This is a genomic window from Citrobacter sp. Cpo065 (assembly GCF_030332805.1).
In the GTDB taxonomy this organism is placed as follows: domain Bacteria; phylum Pseudomonadota; class Gammaproteobacteria; order Enterobacterales; family Enterobacteriaceae; genus Citrobacter; species Citrobacter portucalensis.
This window is the reverse complement of the sequence record NZ_JAOWHC010000031.1, coordinates 167,292-185,843: the sequence shown is the minus strand read 5'-3', so window position 1 is coordinate 185,843 and position 18,552 is coordinate 167,292. Positions and strand designations below refer to the sequence as shown.

The 18,552-nt window shown below is 52.3% G+C and carries 18 protein-coding genes; 7 read left to right on the top strand and 11 right to left on the bottom strand.

Annotated features, from left to right (window positions below; all coding sequences use genetic code 11):
• Positions 1 to 104 precede the first annotated feature (104 nt).
• Together codB and OGY68_RS11975 are read left to right on the top strand one after the other, a co-directional pair.
• Positions 105 to 1,355 (top strand): cytosine permease, encoded by a 1,251-nt coding sequence (gene codB, locus OGY68_RS11980; protein ID WP_048225726.1) that lies wholly within the window; start codon positions 105 to 107, stop codon positions 1,353 to 1,355.
• The gene (locus OGY68_RS11975) at positions 1,345 to 2,625 is read left to right on the top strand and encodes a cytosine deaminase (RefSeq protein ID WP_032945132.1); all 1,281 of its coding nucleotides are present in this window, start codon (positions 1,345 to 1,347) and stop codon (positions 2,623 to 2,625) included. The genes codB and OGY68_RS11975 overlap by 11 nt, the downstream gene beginning before the upstream one ends.
• A gap of 58 nt (positions 2,626 to 2,683) precedes the next feature.
• Here OGY68_RS11975 and nanQ read toward each other — a convergent pair whose 3' ends face one another.
• From nanQ to nanR, 5 genes are all read right to left on the bottom strand, one after another.
• Positions 2,684 to 3,151, bottom strand: a complete 468-nt coding sequence (gene nanQ, locus OGY68_RS11970; RefSeq protein WP_057067638.1) for an N-acetylneuraminate anomerase — start codon at positions 3,149 to 3,151, stop codon at positions 2,684 to 2,686.
• A 2-nt stretch (positions 3,152 to 3,153) separates the two neighbouring features.
• Positions 3,154 to 4,023, bottom strand: a complete 870-nt coding sequence (gene nanK / locus OGY68_RS11965; RefSeq protein ID WP_057067618.1) for an N-acetylmannosamine kinase — start codon at positions 4,021 to 4,023, stop codon at positions 3,154 to 3,156.
• A gap of 96 nt (positions 4,024 to 4,119) precedes the next feature.
• Positions 4,120 to 5,610 carry a sialic acid transporter NanT gene (gene nanT, locus OGY68_RS11960; RefSeq protein ID WP_048215451.1) on the bottom strand — a complete coding sequence of 497 codons (1,491 nt, stop codon included), beginning with the start codon at positions 5,608 to 5,610 and terminating at the stop codon, positions 4,120 to 4,122.
• Positions 5,611 to 5,719: 109 nt separating this feature from the next.
• The gene (gene nanA, locus OGY68_RS11955) at positions 5,720 to 6,613 is read right to left on the bottom strand and encodes an N-acetylneuraminate lyase (protein ID WP_003828793.1); all 894 of its coding nucleotides are present in this window, start codon (positions 6,611 to 6,613) and stop codon (positions 5,720 to 5,722) included.
• A 259-nt stretch (positions 6,614 to 6,872) separates the two neighbouring features.
• The gene (gene nanR / locus OGY68_RS11950; protein ID WP_008785946.1) at positions 6,873 to 7,664 is read right to left on the bottom strand and encodes a transcriptional regulator NanR; all 792 of its coding nucleotides are present in this window, start codon (positions 7,662 to 7,664) and stop codon (positions 6,873 to 6,875) included.
• A 359-nt stretch (positions 7,665 to 8,023) separates the two neighbouring features.
• Between nanR and dcuC the strand changes: the two genes are divergently transcribed.
• Positions 8,024 to 9,391 (top strand): anaerobic C4-dicarboxylate transporter DcuC, encoded by a 1,368-nt coding sequence (gene dcuC, locus OGY68_RS11945; protein WP_057067985.1) that lies wholly within the window; start codon positions 8,024 to 8,026, stop codon positions 9,389 to 9,391.
• Positions 9,392 to 9,446: 55 nt separating this feature from the next.
• Here the strand turns inward: dcuC and sspB are convergent, their stop codons facing one another.
• The 5 genes from sspB to zapE form a co-directional block, all read right to left on the bottom strand.
• Positions 9,447 to 9,950, bottom strand: coding sequence for a ClpXP protease specificity-enhancing factor (gene sspB, locus OGY68_RS11940; protein ID WP_003025130.1), 504 nt, complete (start codon positions 9,948 to 9,950; stop codon positions 9,447 to 9,449).
• 5 nt (positions 9,951 to 9,955) lie between these two features.
• Positions 9,956 to 10,594 (bottom strand): stringent starvation protein SspA, encoded by a 639-nt coding sequence (gene sspA, locus OGY68_RS11935; protein WP_003025132.1) that lies wholly within the window; start codon positions 10,592 to 10,594, stop codon positions 9,956 to 9,958.
• 315 nt (positions 10,595 to 10,909) lie between these two features.
• Positions 10,910 to 11,302 carry a 30S ribosomal protein S9 gene (gene rpsI, locus OGY68_RS11930; protein WP_003025138.1) on the bottom strand — a complete coding sequence of 131 codons (393 nt, stop codon included), beginning with the start codon at positions 11,300 to 11,302 and terminating at the stop codon, positions 10,910 to 10,912.
• A gap of 15 nt (positions 11,303 to 11,317) precedes the next feature.
• Positions 11,318 to 11,746 (bottom strand): 50S ribosomal protein L13, encoded by a 429-nt coding sequence (gene rplM, locus OGY68_RS11925; RefSeq protein ID WP_003025141.1) that lies wholly within the window; start codon positions 11,744 to 11,746, stop codon positions 11,318 to 11,320.
• A gap of 218 nt (positions 11,747 to 11,964) precedes the next feature.
• Positions 11,965 to 13,092 (bottom strand): cell division protein ZapE, encoded by a 1,128-nt coding sequence (gene zapE / locus OGY68_RS11920; RefSeq protein WP_008785949.1) that lies wholly within the window; start codon positions 13,090 to 13,092, stop codon positions 11,965 to 11,967.
• A gap of 192 nt (positions 13,093 to 13,284) precedes the next feature.
• Here zapE and zapG point away from each other — a divergent pair, with 192 nt between their 5' ends.
• The 3 genes from zapG (at position 13,285) to degS (ending at position 16,376) form a co-directional block, all read left to right on the top strand.
• Positions 13,285 to 13,683, top strand: a complete 399-nt coding sequence (zapG, locus tag OGY68_RS11915) for a Z-ring associated protein ZapG (RefSeq protein WP_003025147.1) — start codon at positions 13,285 to 13,287, stop codon at positions 13,681 to 13,683.
• Between the two features lie 168 nt (positions 13,684 to 13,851).
• Complete coding sequence (gene degQ / locus OGY68_RS11910; RefSeq protein ID WP_008785951.1) at positions 13,852 to 15,219, top strand: serine endoprotease DegQ; 1,368 nt, start codon at positions 13,852 to 13,854, stop codon at positions 15,217 to 15,219.
• A gap of 89 nt (positions 15,220 to 15,308) precedes the next feature.
• A complete protein-coding gene (degS, locus tag OGY68_RS11905) occupies positions 15,309 to 16,376 on the top strand; it encodes an outer membrane-stress sensor serine endopeptidase DegS (protein WP_032945146.1) in 1,068 nt (355 codons plus the stop codon).
• A 147-nt stretch (positions 16,377 to 16,523) separates the two neighbouring features.
• On the opposite strand, the gene mdh is transcribed toward degS, so the two are convergent.
• Positions 16,524 to 17,459 (bottom strand): malate dehydrogenase, encoded by a 936-nt coding sequence (mdh, locus tag OGY68_RS11900; RefSeq protein WP_008785953.1) that lies wholly within the window; start codon positions 17,457 to 17,459, stop codon positions 16,524 to 16,526.
• A 436-nt stretch (positions 17,460 to 17,895) separates the two neighbouring features.
• Between mdh and argR the strand changes: the two genes are divergently transcribed.
• Positions 17,896 to 18,366, top strand: coding sequence for a transcriptional regulator ArgR (gene argR, locus OGY68_RS11895; protein WP_003025162.1), 471 nt, complete (start codon positions 17,896 to 17,898; stop codon positions 18,364 to 18,366).
• Positions 18,367 to 18,552 lie beyond the last annotated feature (186 nt).

Genomic DNA, 18,552 nt, shown 5'->3' with positions numbered 1-18,552 from the left:
CATCATGAATAATAACCATGTAAAAATCAGACGAAAACGTTTGCTTTACGTTGAGAACTGTATATTATGCGGCGGATTTTTTGGGCAAAATTCATGGAGGCGTTGTGTCGCAAGACAACAATTATAGCCAGGGCCCCGTCCCTCTGGCGGCGCGAAAAGGCGTAGTTCCACTAACATTTGTCATGTTGGGACTCACATTCTTTTCCGCCAGTATGTGGACCGGTGGCACACTCGGAACCGGTCTTTCTTATAATGATTTCTTCCTGGCAGTTCTCTTCGGTAATCTTCTCCTCGGTATTTACACTGCATTTCTCGGTTTTATCGGCGCAAAAACAGGGCTCTCAACCCACCTTCTGGCGCGTTACTCATTTGGTGTGAAAGGTTCATGGCTTCCCTCTCTGCTGTTAGGCGGCACACAGGTAGGCTGGTTTGGCGTTGGTGTGGCCATGTTTGCTATCCCGGTTGGCAAAGCGACGGGAATTGACGTCAATATCCTGATTGCGATTTCCGGTCTGTTGATGACCCTGACCATCTTTTTTGGCATCTCAGCGCTGACCGTTTTATCTATCATCGCCGTGCCTGCCATCGTCGTACTTGGCAGCTACTCCGTCTGGCTGGCAGTGAGCGATGTCGGCGGTTTGGAGCATTTAAAAGCGATAGTGCCGCAAACGCCGCTGGATTTCTCCACCGCACTGGCGCTGGTAGTCGGCTCGTTTGTCAGCGCAGGGACGTTAACCGCTGACTTCGTCCGTTTTGGCCGCAACGCCAAAGGCGCGGTGCTGATCGCCATGGTGGCGTTTTTCCTTGGCAATTCGCTTATGTTCATCTTCGGCGCTGCGGGCGCGGCTGCGGTTGGACAGGCGGATATCTCTGACGTGATGATTGCCCAGGGACTGCTGCTGCCCGCGATCATCGTTCTCGGCCTGAATATCTGGACCACCAACGATAATGCGCTGTACGCATCGGGCCTGGGATTTGCCAATATTACCGGCCTTTCCAGCCGTACGCTGTCAGTGGCTAACGGTATTATTGGCACACTGTGCGCACTGTGGCTTTACAATAACTTTGTCGGCTGGCTGACATTTCTGTCGGCAGCGATTCCCCCGATTGGCGGGGTGATCATCGCCGACTATCTGCTGAACCATCGCCGCTATGCCGACTTCAGCAAAGCGCAATTTATTTCCGTAAACTGGATAGCGATCCTGTCCGTTGCACTGGGCATTGCCGCAGGTCACTATATTCCCGGCATCGTGCCCGTCAATGCCGTACTTGGCGGCGTATTCAGCTATATCCTGCTGAATCCACTTTTCAATCGCAGCCTTGCTAAATCCCCGGAGGTCAGCCATGCAGAATAATAACATCACCATTCATCAGGCGCGTTTACAGGGACGTGAAGGGTTATGGCAAATCACGATTGAAAACGGGCGCTTTAGCCGTATTGAGCCTCAAGACGCAGCGACGTTACCACAGGGTGAAGTGCTTGATGCTGAAGGCGGTCTGGCTATCCCACCGTTCGTTGAGCCACATATCCATCTGGACACTACACAAACCGCGGGCGAGCCGAGCTGGAATCAGTCTGGTACGCTGTTTGAGGGCATTGAACGCTGGGCTGAACGTAAGGCAATGCTCACTCACGAAGACGTCAAAGCGCGCGCCATGCAGACCCTGAAGTGGCAGATGGCCAACGGCATCCAGTATGTCCGTACCCACGTTGACGTTTCCGACCCAACGTTGACGGCGCTAAAAGCCATGCTGGAGGTGAAGCAAGAAGTCGCTCCGTGGGTAGAGCTACAGATTGTCGCGTTCCCGCAAGAAGGCATTCTTTCTTATCCCAACGGTGAAGCGCTCCTGGAGGAAGCCGTGCGTCTGGGCGCCGACGTCATTGGCGCGATCCCGCACTTTGAATTCACGCGTGAATATGGCGTAGAGTCGCTGCATAAGATTTTCGCTCTGGCGCAAAAATACGACAAACTTATCGACGTGCACTGTGACGAAATCGATGATGAGCAATCCCGCTTTGTTGAAACCGTTGCGGCGCTGGCGCATCGCTACAATATGGGCGAGCGCGTGACCGCCAGCCATACCACGGCGATGCATTCCTACAACGGCGCGTATGCTTCCCGTCTTTTCCGCCTGTTGAAAATGTCCGGCATTAACTTTGTCGCAAATCCACTGGTGAATATTCACCTGCAAGGGCGCTTTGACACTTATCCTAAGCGTCGTGGTGTTACGCGCGTCAAAGAGATGCTGGAAGCGGAGATCAACGTCTGCTTCGGTCATGATGACGTCTTCGATCCGTGGTACCCGCTGGGCACTGCGAATATGCTGCAGGTGCTGCATATGGGATTACACGTGTGCCAGCTGATGGGATACGGACAAATTAACGATGGGTTGAACCTGGTCACCACCCACAGCGCGAAAACCCTGCATCTGCAGGACTATGGTCTGAACGTGGGGAATTCTGCGAATCTGGTGATTTTGCCTGCAGAAAATGGGTTTGACGCGGTTCGTCGCCAGACGCCTGCCCGTTATTCCATTCGTCATGGTCGAGTCATTGCCGAGACGGTCCCAAGCCAAACCACACTGCATCTGACGCAGCCAGAAACGGTGACGTTTAAGCGCTAGGTCGTTACATTCCATGTCGGATGGCGTTAGCCTTGCCATCCGACACAGTCTCTCATTCTCAAGCTTGTAATAAGCTGGCGCGGACTTTGATCACCACCTTTTTGATGTCCATCGGGGTCTGCACCACACAACCCGGTTTATGCGGCTCGCCCGGCATAAAAATCACAAATTTTCCCGGCTTCAGTACCATAGCCTGTTCATCGGCAATCTGGCTGCACAGCTGATAATCATCCTCGATGTGCATCTCTTCGCAGTGACGAGCAGAATCGGTCATCCCGAACAGAATCCGTTCTTCGCCGGACAACAGCATCTGAATATCAATGTACTGCTGATGCAGCTCCGCTTTCTTATGCTCTGGGCTCTGCGTTGTAAATTGCATGACATTCATAAAAATATTCTCGCCCTGCAACGTGTAGCGTCCAGGCGTTTTCTCCTGCGGATTCGCCGCAATGGCAAGCGTTAACGCCTGCTGCAAGACCGGATGTAATCCGGCAGAAGGCAGTGAATTCAACGCATCTGATATCATCATCATTCTCCCTGGACCAACAGCGCGGCCCCCAGTAATCCAGCGTCATGACGGCAATGCGCCGCCAGCAATTCAACGTGATAGGCCAAAGGCTCTTGTGCCAGATAATGTTCCACCAGCGCCAGATACCCTTCAGCCAGCCCAACGCTGCCGCCAATCACCACAATCTGGCAATCGGTCGTGGCCTTCACATCGGCAACAAGCCTTGCCAAAGTACGCGCCGAGCGATGGATCAACCGGCTTGCCTGCTCATCCCCCTGCCCGGCACAGCTAAAAATAGTTTTGGCGTCGCATCCGGCTAGCGCGCCTTCGGCAGCCGCCGCTATTCCACGACCGGATGCGATCGCCTCAACGCAGCCCACACGCCCGCAGCCGCACATGGGTCCATGGGGATCGGCCAGCGTATGTCCCAGATGCCCAGCCAGACCGCCGACTCCAGTCAGCAGTTTCCCACCGCTGACGACTCCCCCGCCCACGCCTGTGGAGACGGTAATAAACACCAGATCGCGGTACTCACCACCAAGCGCATGGTACTCAGCCCACGCCGCTGCCTGTGCGTCATTGACGGCCAGCGTCGGCAGGCCGGTGATTTGTTCCAGCGTTTGTGTCAGCGGAAAATGCATCAACCCGCCGAGGTTATGCGGATTCAGCGCCAGTAAAGCCCCCTCACGGATAATCCCCGTCGAGGCGATCGCCACCCGATTAGCACGCCCCTGTAGCGGGGCAACCAGTGTTTGTAACGCGGCGCGCAGCGCTTGCGGCGTTTTACTGGCAGGCGTCGGCAGTTCACGCCGCTCGCGGACTTGCAGATTGTTGTCTATCAGCGCGGCAGCCAATTTGGTGCCGCCAATATCAATCGCCAGTGTGGTCATGACGCCGCCTCATGCATCGTGGTGGCGCTCTGTAGCTCAAAGAACGACATATTCTTCCCTTACGGCTATTGCCCGGTTCAGCACCGGGCAACTGGATTAACTTTTGGATTTCACCATAGTGCTTTTGTCACCGCCGAACGGCACGGCACCGCTAAACGGTCGACCATCAATGGCATCATGCGTACGCAACGCTTCAGGACGCAGCCAGCGCTGTACACGGGACGGCATATCAAGACCAATCAGCAGGATCACTACAAATGTCAGGCCGAAAGAGAGCGATCCCAGCGCGGTACCCAGATCCAGACGTTGGGCAATCAGCGCGCCGATGATCGGTGCCAGAGCCCCGCCCAGTGCGCCTACGTTATAGGTGAAGCCCAGTCCCGCCGCACGCTGATCGGTATCGAAATAACCGCCAATCAGTTTTGGTAAGATCCCGGAGATCCCCTGGCCGAGCATTTGTTGGAAAAACAGCAGCAAACCCAGTACCCAGACGTTTGAACCGCCTATCGCAAACACCGGAATAATCAGCAACTGCGAGGCCAGCAGACTGCAGACATAAGCTTTGCGCGTGCCCAGCCAGTCACCAAGAAAACCGCCGACGCAACACCCAACCGCCGCACCAAAACCGCTAAAGAAGAGCACTCTGGCCACCGTGGAAGGATCGTACAGCAGTTCCGTTTTCAGATAGGTTGGCAACAGCGCCTGAATCGGCCACGAGTACAGGAAGGCGAATAGCACGACCACCATCAGCATCACGCCCGTCGGCCAGCGTTTCCCGCTGCTTTGCACCATAAAGCTAATGAAGATAAAGGCGCATATCAGTCCCAGGACCGCCACGATAGCCGCATTTTGCAGGTTGCCAGCAAAGCAGAACCACAGCGCAGTTGCAGCGGCGAGCGTCATCAGAATATTAATTACCCGATGCTCGCCCCGGTAGAGAATGTCCACCATCGTGCGCACTGGCGCTTTGCCTTCGTGTTTCTCTTTCCAGTCTTCCGCTTCCGGAATATTTTTACGCAGCCAGAGGGCGAAGATAATTGGCAGGATGCCGATGAAGAACAGCGCGCGCCATCCCCAGACCGGGACCACCAGACTGTAAACCTGGGCGGCGATCACGGCACCAACGGAAAATCCGGAAATCAGGAAACCACTGGCTTTGTTTCGCAGGTGTTTAGGCCAACTTTCAATAACATAGGTTGCGCTGGAGCCATACTCACCGGCCATTCCCATACCGATAACCAGGCGGGCGATAAACATGGTGGTGTAGCCCGGCGCGAAACCGCAGGCCAGCGTTCCCACAGAGAACAGAATGATGCTGGTGACCATTGCCAGGCGGCGTCCGTAGCGGTCGCCCATTGCCCCCAGCATTAACCCGCCAAACCAACGGGAGATAAAGGCGGCCGAGATCAGGCTGGCAGCCTGCACCGTCGTCAGTCCGAATTCGCCCTGCACTTCTGTCAGCACCAGAGCGATTAACACAAAATCGAAACCATCAAGCAAATATCCCAGCCAGGCGGCGGAAAATGCCCGCCATTGTGCCCGATTGAGATGGCGATACCACGGGATGCTTTGGGTAGAAGTACTCATTTTACTCTCCCGACGATTTTTGTTGTTGTGCCGGGTGGTGGCTTTGCCTTACCCGGCCTACGGTCGAAAATCCAGGCCGGGCAAGCGAAACGCCCCCGGCGACCCGTGATTACGCCTTTTCCGCCAGCAGTTGGTTTGCCAGCGCTTTCAGTTCCGGCAGATAGTGTTCATCTACCGGGGCAAAGGGTTTACGGCACAGTGGGACAGAAACCACATCCATATAGTGCAATACTGTTTTCAGGCCGCGGAACACGCCAACCTTAATAAGCAGATCGATAACCTTATTGCACTCGGTTTGCAGCTTTTGCGCCGTGCGGATGTCACCTTCTTTGAGCGCTTTCACAATTCCCTGATAGCGCCACCCCATGATGTTGTAAGTGCTACCGATACCGCCATCTGCGCCCGCAAGCAGTCCGGAAGCAAAGATCTCGTCATAGCCGTTATAAAGCACCAGATCGGGATGAGCGCGGCGGATCTGTTCCATCTGATAGAGATCGCCCGAAGTTTGCTTCAGTGCGCCAACACCTGGCAGCGTCACCAGTGTGTTGATTTGATCCAGCGTCAGTTTTACGCCACTCAGCGCCGGAATGTTATAGACCACCATCGGTAAACCATCAGCGGAATCAATAATTGCGCGGTAGTGATCGCAATGTTCTTCAAAGCTGAACGGATAGTAAAACGGTGTAACGGCCGAAACGGCATCAAAGCCGTAACGATGTGCCGCGCTCGCCAGCTGTTGGCTTTCTTCAGTACTCACCGTGCCAACATGGGCGATCAGCGTCACCTTACCTTTCGCCTCTTCGGCAACAATTTCCAGTACCTGCTCTCTTTCAACGCGGTTTTGGACAAAGGCCTCACCCGTTGAGCCACCGACATAGAGCCCATCGACACCCTGACCAATGTTGAAACGCACCAGGCGGCGCAGACTCTCGATGTCCAGTCTCTGTTGGTTATCGAATGGGGTTAACAACGCTGGCATTACGCCTTTTAAATCTCTTGCCATAACGACCTCTAACGATGATTAGTGTTATCTAACTGCATACCTTTATACCTGTTATACCAGATCAAATAAGCAGCAATACAATACAGAACGCTTATAGTGCGATCTACTTCACTAAACACTTCATCCTTCGAGCCGCCTCTGCGTTAGCTGCGTTCGCTCACCCCTGTCACATAGTTATCTATGCTCCAGGGAACTCGCTCTCTTGCCGCCTTGATGCAACTTGAATGATTTTGTGTTTAAACGATCGTCGGGATCGCGATCACTTACGCAACTTTTTACTTTTGCTGAAGGCGTGCCAGGTCGCGGAAACGCTATTGAGATGTTCTTGCAGTGCGCGGTCAGCTTCTTCAGGATCGCGCTGGCGAATTGCGTCGACAATAGCGATATGCTGCTGATAACTCACGTTGTTGTGCTCATACAACTCTTGATCGGCGACGGTTGGACGGGCGGCAATCAGCCAATCTAACAGCGCAACATGGATAGCCATAAAGATAGGATTGCCCGGGATCTCAGCCAGTACACGGTGAAAATCAACGTCCGAGCGGATGAACAACGTATTGTCATCGAGCGACTGGCTGTTGATCTCCAGTGCTTTAGCCAGTCTGTCGATTTGCTCATCTGTCGCATGTTCGGCGGCGTATCGTACCAGGCTGGATTCAAAGAACAGTCGCAACTGCTCGAAGTGGGCAATGCCACCGGGATGTGCGAGGAAATCTTTCGCCATACCAGACAGCTCGCTGATGATGGTATCAGCTGAAGGACGCGAAACGCGGGCGCGCTCGCCGTTGTTGATTTGTACCAGACCTTTGCGTTTTAACGCGGCCAGCGCTTCTCGTACAGAAGGACGGCCCACGTTAAAGAAGGCCATCAGCTCCCGCTCAGACGGCAACTGTTCGCCCTCGCCAAATTCCCGACGACGAATCATCTGCTCCAGTTCTTCTTCAACCATTTCAGACAGTTTTTTACGCGCCAACGGGCGATTGCGTAAGCTACGGCCAATGGTGGATGGAGAGTCTTCAGCTTGCGAATCAAATGCGTTCATAGGGTCCATTCAGCTAAGTCGTGGTGACAAACAACTGCGGGTTTATCCTAACACAGGATCGAAAGCAGGGTGAAATGATGGACGATCTGATCCGGCTGGCCTATTGATAATATACGTAACAGCAATATTATTTTAAGCGAGTATCTTCTGCCTCATTTTAATTGAATGGAGTTAAACGCCTTCATGAAAATTATGAATATGAACGTGATAATTTATCATAACCTTCTATTTTATAACGATAAATAATTACATCATCGAATTAAAAATAAGATATTCACTCCATAAAAAATGCCCAGAAAAATATAACATCCGTTTTGACAACAGCGTTATTACCGGATTTATCTTCTTCTCTGGCATGGAGTGAAACAATGTTCGGCATCATTATCTCTGTCATCGTTTTATTAACGATGGGTTACCTGATCCTCAAAAACTACAAACCGCAGGTCGTGCTGGCCGCCGCCGGGATCTTCCTGATGATCTGCGGCGTCTGGCTGGGCTACGGCGCGTTGGTCGCTAACGACAAAAGCAGTGGCTATCTACTGGTCGATATTTACAACGAAATTTTGCGTATGCTCTCCAACCGCGCGGCCGGACTGGGGTTATCAATCATGGCGGTGGGCGGTTATGCCCGTTATATGGACAGAATGGGGGCCAGCAGAGCGATGGTTAGCCTGTTAAGCCGCCCGCTCAAGCTAATCCGTTCACCCTATGTAGTGCTTGCCGCCACCTATGTGATTGGTCAGATCATGGCGCAGTTCATTACCAGCGCATCCGGGTTAGGTATGTTGCTGATGGTGACGCTGTTCCCAACGCTGGTTAGTCTTGGCGTAAGCCGTTTATCCGCTGTTGCGGTCATTGCCACTTCGATGTCGATTGAGTGGGGCATTCTGGAAACCAACTCTATTTTTGCCGCGCAGGTCGCGGGCATGAAAATCGCCACCTATTTCTTTCAATACCAGTTGCCCGTCGCGTCGTGTGTCATTGTCGCCGTCGCCATTGCGCATTTTTTCGTTCAGCGTCAATTTGATAAAAAAGCCGCACCGGAAAGTAACGGATTTGCGGAACAAAAGGCGCTGGAAAACGTACCCCCGCTCTATTACGCCATTTTGCCGGTGATGCCGCTGATCCTGATGCTGGGCTCGCTTGCCCTTGCACAAATGGGGCTAATGAAAGCAGAGTTGAATCTGGTGGTGGTGATGTTGATGAGCATGACGCTGACTATGTTTGTTGAATTCCTGCATAAACATAATCTGCGCGAAACGATGGATGATGTGCAGGCTTTTTTTGACGGCATGGGGACGCAGTTTGCCAACGTTGTCACCCTGGTGGTCGCCGGTGAAATCTTTGCGAAAGGGTTGACGACTATCGGGACTGTCGATGCCGTAATAAAAGGCGCAGAGCATTCCGGTCTTGGCGGTATCGGCGTGATGATCATCATGGCGGTGGTCATCGCCGCCTGCGCAATCGTCATGGGGTCAGGCAACGCGCCCTTTATGTCTTTTGCCAGCCTCATTCCGGATATTGCCGCCGGGCTGCATATTCCTGCGGTAGTAATGATTATGCCGATGCATTTTGCCACTACGCTTGCCCGCGCGGTGTCACCCATAACCGCTGTAATTGTCGTGACATCGGGTATTGCCGGCGTATCGCCCTTTGAAGTGGTAAAACGTACAGCAATCCCGATGGCAGTAGGATTTGTGGTGAATATGGTAGCCACCATCGCGCTGTTTTATTGATACCAAAGCCAGAAAACAGAACAGGCCCCAAAGGGCCTGTTTTTCATTTCACTACTTATTTCACTACGCGCAGCGCTGGACGCCCACCGCGAGGCGGTGGCGGAGTATCATCCGGATCGTTGTCGTCGCCATTATCAGGTTTATCGCCATCAATGACCGACATGACCGTTTCACTCTCAAAACCAGACGCGTCGTTGTCGTCATCATTTAAGCTGGCAACATCTTCGTCGTAGGCGGCTTCCGGTTCGAACATCGTACCGGCGCCATTTTCACGTGCATAAATTGCCAGAACGGCAGCCAACGGCACAGACACCTGACGCGGCACACCACCGAAGCGCGCGTTAAAGCGCACTTCATCGTTAGCCAGTTCCAGGTTGCCCACCGCACGCGGTGCAATATTCAGAACAATTTGCCCGTCACGCGCATATTCCATTGGAACCTGCACGTCCTGGAGCGTCACATCCACCACCAGATGCGGCGTGAGCTGGTTGTCCAGCAACCACTCATAGAACGCGCGCAGCAGATACGGACGGCGTGGTGTTAGCTGTGGCAAATCCATACAGGTTAACCCCGGCCCAGACGCATTTCACGTTCAGGCTCAGTCAGAGAAGCCAGGAAAGAGTCACGTTCAAAGACGCGAGTCATGTACCCTTTCAGTTCTTTCGAACCTGCACCGTTGAATTCAATACCCAACTGCGGTAAACGCCACAGCAGCGGCGCCAGGTAGCAGTCTACCAGGCTGAACTCATCGCTCAGGAAGTAAGGTTTCTGGCCAAATACTGGCGCGATTGCCAGCAGTTCTTCGCGCAGACGCTTACGCGCGACTTCGGCTTCAGAAGCAGAACCGTTCACGATGACGTTCATCAGCGTGTACCAGTCTTTTTCAATACGCTGCATGTACAGGCGGCTTTCACCACGCGCAACCGGGTAAACCGGCATAAGCGGCGGATGCGGGAAGCGCTCATCCAGGTATTCCATAATGATGCGAGATTCCCACAGGGTCAGCTCACGATCCACCAGTGTCGGTACGCTCTGATTCGGGTTGAGGTCGATCAGATCCTGAGGTGGATTGTCCTTCTCCACATGCTCAATCTCGAAACTAACACCTTTCTCAGCCAGCACAATGCGGACCTGATGGCTATAGATGTCAGTAGGACCAGAAAACAGCGTCATTACCGAACGTTTGTTGGCAGCGACAGCCATGAAAACCTCCAGGTATATTCAGAATTTTTACTGCTACCAGCCACTCAGTGGCCAGCCAGAAGTGATGTCACCCAAACTCGGGAAAGTCATTACTGCTCAAAATGCAAACAAAAAATGAACGATACCGGACATTTGGGCAGAAAATTGGATGATAGTTTACCAGATTTTGTGACCTTTGTGGTGAGTCGATTCTTGAAATGGGGAAAAAGAGGTGGCAATCAGCGGATTACCGTGGATCTGAGGCGAGAAATAACGATAAAAAAACCCGCCGAAGCGGGTTTTTCGCAAATTGTCGTCTGCCGAAGCAGAGTACAATTAACGTTTGGAGAACTGAGGACGACGACGTGCTTTACGCAGACCGACTTTCTTACGTTCAACCTGACGAGCATCACGGGTAACGAAGCCAGCTTTACGCAGTTCGCCACGCAGGGATTCGTCGTACTCCATCAGAGCGCGGGTGATACCGTGACGGATCGCACCAGCCTGACCAGAGATACCACCACCTTTAACAGTGATGTACAGATCCAGTTTCTCAACCATGTCGACCAGTTCCAGCGGCTGACGAACTACCATGCGGGCAGTTTCACGACCGAAGTACTGTTCCAGAGAACGTTGGTTGATTACGATTTTACCACTGCCCGGTTTGATGAAAACGCGAGCTGCGGAACTTTTGCGGCGACCAGTGCCGTAGTATTGATTTTCAGCCATTGCCTATAATCCCGATTAGATGTCAAGAACTTGCGGTTGCTGTGCCGCGTGGTTGTGCTCGTTGCCAGCGTAAACTTTCAGTTTACGGAACATAGCACGACCCAGCGGGCCTTTTGGCAGCATGCCTTTAACCGCGATTTCAAGCACACGCTCAGGACGGCGAGCAATCATCTCTTCAAAGGTCGCTTGTTTGATACCACCGATGTGGCCGGTGTGGTGATAGTACACTTTGTCAGTACGCTTGTTGCCGGTTACAGCAACTTTGTCAGCGTTCAGAACGATGATGTAATCACCGGTATCTACGTGCGGAGTGTATTCCGCTTTGTGCTTACCGCGCAGGCGCAGAGCCAGTTCGGAAGCCAGACGGCCCAGAGTTTTACCGGTCGCGTCAACAACATACCAGTCGCGTTTTACGGTTTCTGGTTTAGCTGTAAAAGTTTTCATTAAAAGCTTACCCAAATAAATAAGTTACACGTTGGTGAACACCCAAACGTTTTGTCAGTTGAGGTTCACACGACATTGTCCAGCAAACCTACCCCTTCGAATAGCCTATGCCGGCGCATAGAAAGTTTTGGGAAAAAAACTCTCTCGTAACGTGGGGTCGCAAGATTATAGAGAAGTCAGGGTCAAAGATCGACCCCTTTATGTGATTTGCGGCAGGTTTAACCGGCTAAATGTTCCCGCTTCAGATACTCTTCGCTTTGCATCTCCTGCAAACGCGACAAACAACGCTGAAATTCAAACTTCAGACGCTCGCCCTGATAAATTTCATAGAGGGGTGATGCCGCACTGACCACCAGCTTGACGTGGCGTTCGTAGAACTCATCCACCAATGCGATAAAGCGTCGCGCTTCACTCTCCATCAGCGGGGTCATGACCGGCACATCAGACAACAGCACCGTGTGAAACAGACGCGACAGCACAATGTAGTCATGCTGACTCCGGGCATCGACACAGAGCGTGGTAAACGACACCGCCAGCGTTTGGTTTTCGACGGCCAGCGTCTGCATCGGACGATGATTGATCTCCAGCGTTGGCGCATGTTCAACTTTGGTTCCCGCTAATGCCAGCCAAAGCTTATCCATCTGCTGGCGGGTTTCCTCATTCAATGGCGACAACCACAAATGCGCCTGCGTTAAGGTGCGCAGACGATAATCGACGCCGGCATCGACATTCATGATGTCGCAATGCTGTTTGATCGCATCAATGGCAGGAAGAAAACGCGTGCGTTGCAAACCGTTACGATATAGCTCATCTGGCGGAATATTAGAGGTCGCCACCAGCGTAATACCGCGGGCAAACAGCGCTTTCATCAGGCCGCCGAGCAGCATGGCGTCGGTGATATCAGAAACAAAAAATTCGTCGAAGCACAGCACGTCGGTTTCGGCCTTAAAGCGGTCGGCGATGATTTCCAGCGGATCGCTCTGCCCCTGTAAGGCAGTAAGCTCTTCATGCACGCGCAGCATAAAACGGTGAAAGTGCAAACGCTGTTTACGTTCGCCCGGCAGGCTATGGTAGAACAGATCCATCAGCCAGGTTTTTCCGCGCCCAACTCCGCCCCACATATATAAACCACGCACCGGCGCGTTGATCGGTGACTCACGCTTGCCCAGCAATTTACCAAAACGCGCCATCAGTCCACTCTCCTGCGGCGCAGGACGTGCTGGCGTTGTAAGCGCCTGGAAAATGGTTTCCAGTCGATTCACGGCTTCGAGTTGTACGTTGTCGGGTTGATGACTGCCGTCGTTGAGGGCTTGCTGGTAACGCGATGTAGGGGAAAAGCTTTGCATGATGTTATTGTTATTCCTTGAGAATCGATGTGCCGTCGCTCACGGTTGACGAAAAAAAGGCCGTTCTACATTACGTGATATAAACACGGGATTCCACTTCTACGGGATTAGCGGTTATAGTGGCATAATCAGGCGCAGGCATGGAGCCTAAAGCCAACACCCTACGGAAACACAAGACAACGGGAGATGTTCATGACCTGGGAATATGCGCTAATTGGGTTAGTCGTCGGTATCATTATTGGTGCTGTAGCCATGCGTTTTGGTAATCGTAAATTACGCCAACAGCAGGCATTGCAGTACGAACTGGAAAAAAATAAAGCTGAGCTGGAAGAGTACCGCGAAGAGCTGGTGAGCCACTTTGCCCGCAGCGCTGAATTGCTGGATAACATGGCGGACGATTATCGTCAGATTTACCAGCACATGGCGAAAAGCTCCAGCAACCTGCTGCCGGGTATGTCGCCGGAAAACAACCCGTTCCGTAACCGTCTGGCAGAGTCTGAAGCTGGCAACGATCAGGCGCCGGTTCAGATGCCACGTGACTATTCTGAAGGGGCATCCGGCCTGCTGCGTAGCGGCGCAAAGCGCGACTAACCGCACATCGTTAAGAAATTTATTGGGCGCAGCAATTGCGCCCTCCGCTTCTCTTCCTGTCCCAGCTATTATTTAGTCGTTAGCCGCATTGTGACCTAACCGAAAATTCAATAACATCAACCTGTTTTGAATCATCTTCCGTTTACTCAAGGTACGAGAGCAGGATCCATGAAAAAACAAACCCAGCTGTTGAGTGCATTAGCGTTAAGTGTCGGGTTAACTCTCTCGGCGCCATTCCCGGCCGCAGCGTCTATCCCCGGCCAGGTTCCCGGTCAGGCTGCGCTTCCCAGCCTCGCTCCGATGCTGGAGAAAGTGTTACCTGCCGTGGTGAGCGTAAGGGTTGAAGGCACCGCCACTCAGGGGCAGAAAGTCCCGGAAGAGTTCAAAAAGTTTTTTGGTGACGAACTTCCCGATCAACCGTCACAACCCTTTGAAGGACTGGGCTCAGGGGTCATCATTGACGCAGCCAAAGGCTACGTTCTGACCAATAACCACGTTATTAATCAGGCGCAAAAAATCAGCGTTCAGCTTAATGATGGCCGTGAGTTCGACGCTAAGCTTATCGGTAGCGACGATCAGAGCGATATCGCACTGCTACAAATTCAGCACCCCAGCAACCTGACGCAAATTGCTATTGCCGACTCCGACAAACTCCGCGTGGGTGATTTCGCGGTGGCTGTGGGTAACCCGTTCGGTTTGGGTCAAACAGCCACCTCCGGCATTGTATCTGCCTTGGGTCGCAGTGGGTTGAACCTGGAAGGTCTGGAAAACTTTATTCAGACTGACGCCTCTATCAACCGCGGTAACTCCGGCGGCGCATTGCTCAACCTGAACGGTGAGCTGATCGGTATTAACACCGCGATTCTGGCCCCCGGCGGCGGCAGCATCGGGATTGGTTTTGCAATCCCGAGCAACATGGCGCGCACGCTGGCACAGCAGCTGATGCAGTTTGGTGAAATCAAACGCGGTCTGTTGGGTATCAAAGGCACCGAAATGACCTCGGATATCGCCAAAGCGTTCAAACTGGACGTACAGCGTGGCGCGTTTGTCAGTGAGGTTCTGCCTAACTCCGGCTCCGCAAAAGCGGGAGTGAAATCTGGTGACGTCATTACCAGCCTCAACGGTAAACCGCTCAACAGCTTCGCCGAGCTGCGTTCACGCATTGCAACAACTGAACCTGGGACCAAGGTCAAACTGGGCCTGCTGCGTAACGGTAAACCGCTGGAGGTTGAAGTCACCCTCGATACCAGCACATCATCGTCCGCCAGCGCAGAGATGATTGCGCCTGCGTTGCAAGGGGCTACGCTCAGCGACGGTCAGTTAAAAGACGGCACCAAAGGCATCAGAATTGATAACGTAGAAAAAAGCAGCCCTGCCGCACAGGCCGGTCTGCATAAAGATGACGTTATCATTGGCGTTAACCGCGATCGCGTAAACTCAATCGCCGAAATGCGAAAAGTGCTGGAAGCGAAACCGTCGATCATTGCTCTGCAGGTGGTGCGCGGTAACGAGAGTATTTACCTGCTCCTGCGTTAACGCATGCAACCGGACATCAGCCCCTCGTGTGATGTCCGGTTAACTCGTGATATGCTGCTGCCGTTCCCTTTTTTAATGACGCCGCCATCATGTTTGTGAAGCTTTTACGTTCGGTCGCGATTGGTTTAATCGTCGGCGCCATTCTGCTGGCGGCGATGCCCTCTCTGCGAAAAATTAATACGCTTACCGCACCGCAGTTCGACAGTGCAGATGAAACGCCTGCCAGCTATAACTCGGCGGTTCGCCGCGCAGCGCCTGCCGTCGTTAACGTTTATAACCGCAGTATGAACAGCACAGCACATAACCAGCTTGAGATCCGCACGCTCGGCTCAGGCGTTATCATGGATCAGCGCGGCTATATCATTACCAATAAGCACGTCATTAACGATGCCGACCAAATCATCGTCGCATTGCAGGACGGCCGCGTATTTGAAGCGCTGCTTGTGGGGTCTGATACGTTAACCGACCTTGCGGTGCTGAAAATCAACGCCACTGGCGGGCTGCCAACAATCCCAATTAATAACAAACGCGTGCCGCACATTGGTGACGTAGTACTCGCCATCGGTAACCCGTACAACCTTGGGCAAACCATCACTCAGGGGATCATCAGCGCCACCGGTCGAATTGGCCTGAACCCGACAGGACGGCAAAACTTCCTGCAAACAGATGCTTCCATCAACCACGGAAACTCCGGCGGTGCGCTGGTCAACTCACTGGGTGAATTGATGGGGATTAACACGCTGTCATTTGATAAGAGCAACGATGGCGAAACCCCGGAAGGGATCGGTTTTGCCATTCCGTTTCAGTTGGCGACTAAAATCATGGATAAGCTGATTCGTGACGGGCGCGTGATTCGTGGCTACATCGGTATCAGCGGTCGCGAAATTGCACCACTGCACGCTCAGGGCGGCGGGATGGATCAAATTCAGGGGATTGTGGTTAACGAAGTTTCCCCGGATGGTCCGGCAGCACAGGCAGGCATTCAGGTTAACGATCTGATTATCTCGGTCAATAACAAACCGGCGGTGTCTGCGCTGGAAACGATGGACCAGGTGGCAGAGATTCGACCAGGTTCAGTTATCTCCGTTGTCGTGATGCGTGATGACAAACAGTTGACGCTGCAGGTAACGATCCAGGAATACCCAGCCACCAATTAACGTCACGTCTGGCGGCCTACTGACCATAAAAAAACCGGAGCATGTTGGCTCCGGTTTTTATTAGGCGATATCGTAGAGAGTTAGTACGTAATGCCTGATGGCGCTACGCTTATCAGGCCTACAAATACACGCAGGCCTCTCTTCGCGTTACTTAACGAACTCTTCGCCCAGAGTAATATCTTTTTTCAGCGTATCCAGCATGCCTTCCAGCGAGCTTTGTTCAAACGCGCTCAGCTTGCCGATAGACTGACGCTCTTCTACGCCGTTTTTACCCAGCAGCAGCGGCTGAGAGAAGAAACGAGCATACTGACCGTCGCCTTCAACGTAAGCACATTCAACCACACCTTTTTCGCCGCTCAATGCGCGAACCAGGGACAGGCCGAAACGTGCAGCAGCCTGACCCATAGACAGGGTTGCAGAACCGCCACCGGCTTTGGCTTCCACAACTTCAGTACCCGCATTCTGGATACGTTTAGTCAGGTCAGCTGCTTCTTGTTCGGTGAAGCTTACGCCAGGAATTTGTGACAGCAGTGGCAGGATGGTCACGCCAGAATGGCCGCCAATAACCGGAACTTCAACGTCGCCTGGTTGTTTGCCTTTCAGTTCCGCCACAAAGGTGTTGGAGCGGATGATGTCCAGCGTGGTCACGCCAAACAGTTTGTTCTTATCGTATACGCCTGCTTTTTTCAGCACTTCTGCAGCGATAGCAACGGTAGTATTCACCGGGTTGGTGATGATACCGATACACGCTTTCGGGCAGGTTTTAGCAACTTGCTGCACCAGGTTCTTCACGATACCGGCGTTGACGTTGAACAGGTCGGAACGATCCATACCCGGTTTACGTGCGACGCCCGCAGAGATCAGTACCACATCAGCACCTTCCAGTGCAGGGGTAGCATCTTCGCCGCTGAAGCCTTTGATTTTCACAGCAGTAGGGATATGGCTCAAATCAACGGCCACACCAGGTGTTACTGGAGCGATGTCGTACAGGGAGAGTTCTGAACCTGAAGGCAGTTGGGTTTTTAACAGTAATGCTAGCGCCTGACCGATACCACCAGCAGCGCCGAGGACTGCAACTTTCATCCTAAACTCCTTATTATATTGATAAGCAAAATGTCTATTGCTCCGCGGCGGCGACCTTAATTCACAAATCCAATGAATACAACAACCACGCGTCAAGAATGCGTAGTCACGCAAATTTGGCTTTTATGCATTTAACTTACGTAAAATAAAACCTAAGTTACGTAATTCAAAACCACCCACACAGTAGAGCAACTTTCCAACAGGTGCTGACAATATACCCTACCCGCCTCTCAAAACAACATCAATTTGATAACATTTAATTTACTTTTAACCTTATTTGCGAGCCGTGACACAGGCATGTTTCTTGATAACGAAATTTGATAAAATTCCGCTCTTTCATAACATTATTTCAGCCTTGAACAAGGCAGACTGTTTGCATAAAAATTCATCTGTATGCACAATAATGTTGTTTCTACCGCCATATTACGGGTGACTTATGCGAAGCTCGGCAAAACAAGAAGAATTAGTAAAGGCGTTTAAAGCGCTGCTTAAAGAAGAAAAGTTCAGCTCTCAAGGCGAAATCGTCCTCGCGTTGCAGGATCAGGGCTTTGATAATATCAATCAGTCCAAGGTTTCACGCATGCTGACCAAATTTGGCGCCGTGCGTACCCGCAATGCGAAAATGGAAATGGTGTACTGCCTTCCGGCGGAACTGGGCGTACCCACGACCTCCAGCCCGCTGAAAAATCTGGTGTTGGATATCGACTATAACGATGCGGTCGTGGTTATTCATACCAGCCCTGGCGCTGCTCAGTTGATTGCACGTCTGCTGGACTCATTGGGGAAAGCGGAAGGTATCCTGGGTACGATTGCCGGTGACGATACCATCTTCACCACCCCAGCTAAGGGTTTTACGGTAAAAGATCTGTACGAAGCCATTCTGGAACTGTTCGAACAAGAACTGTAATACCGCCTCCCCGTCGCCTCGCGGCGGGGGAAAACACTCTTTTTTCATCCCCCTCCTTCTCTTTTCCACTGCTATTGATTTAACAAATGGTGCGTTTAACCATCAAAATACATTCACATGGTGAATGTGCAGCCTTAAAAACGCACATTTTGCAAAATCAAGCATCTACATGATTTAATTAAATTT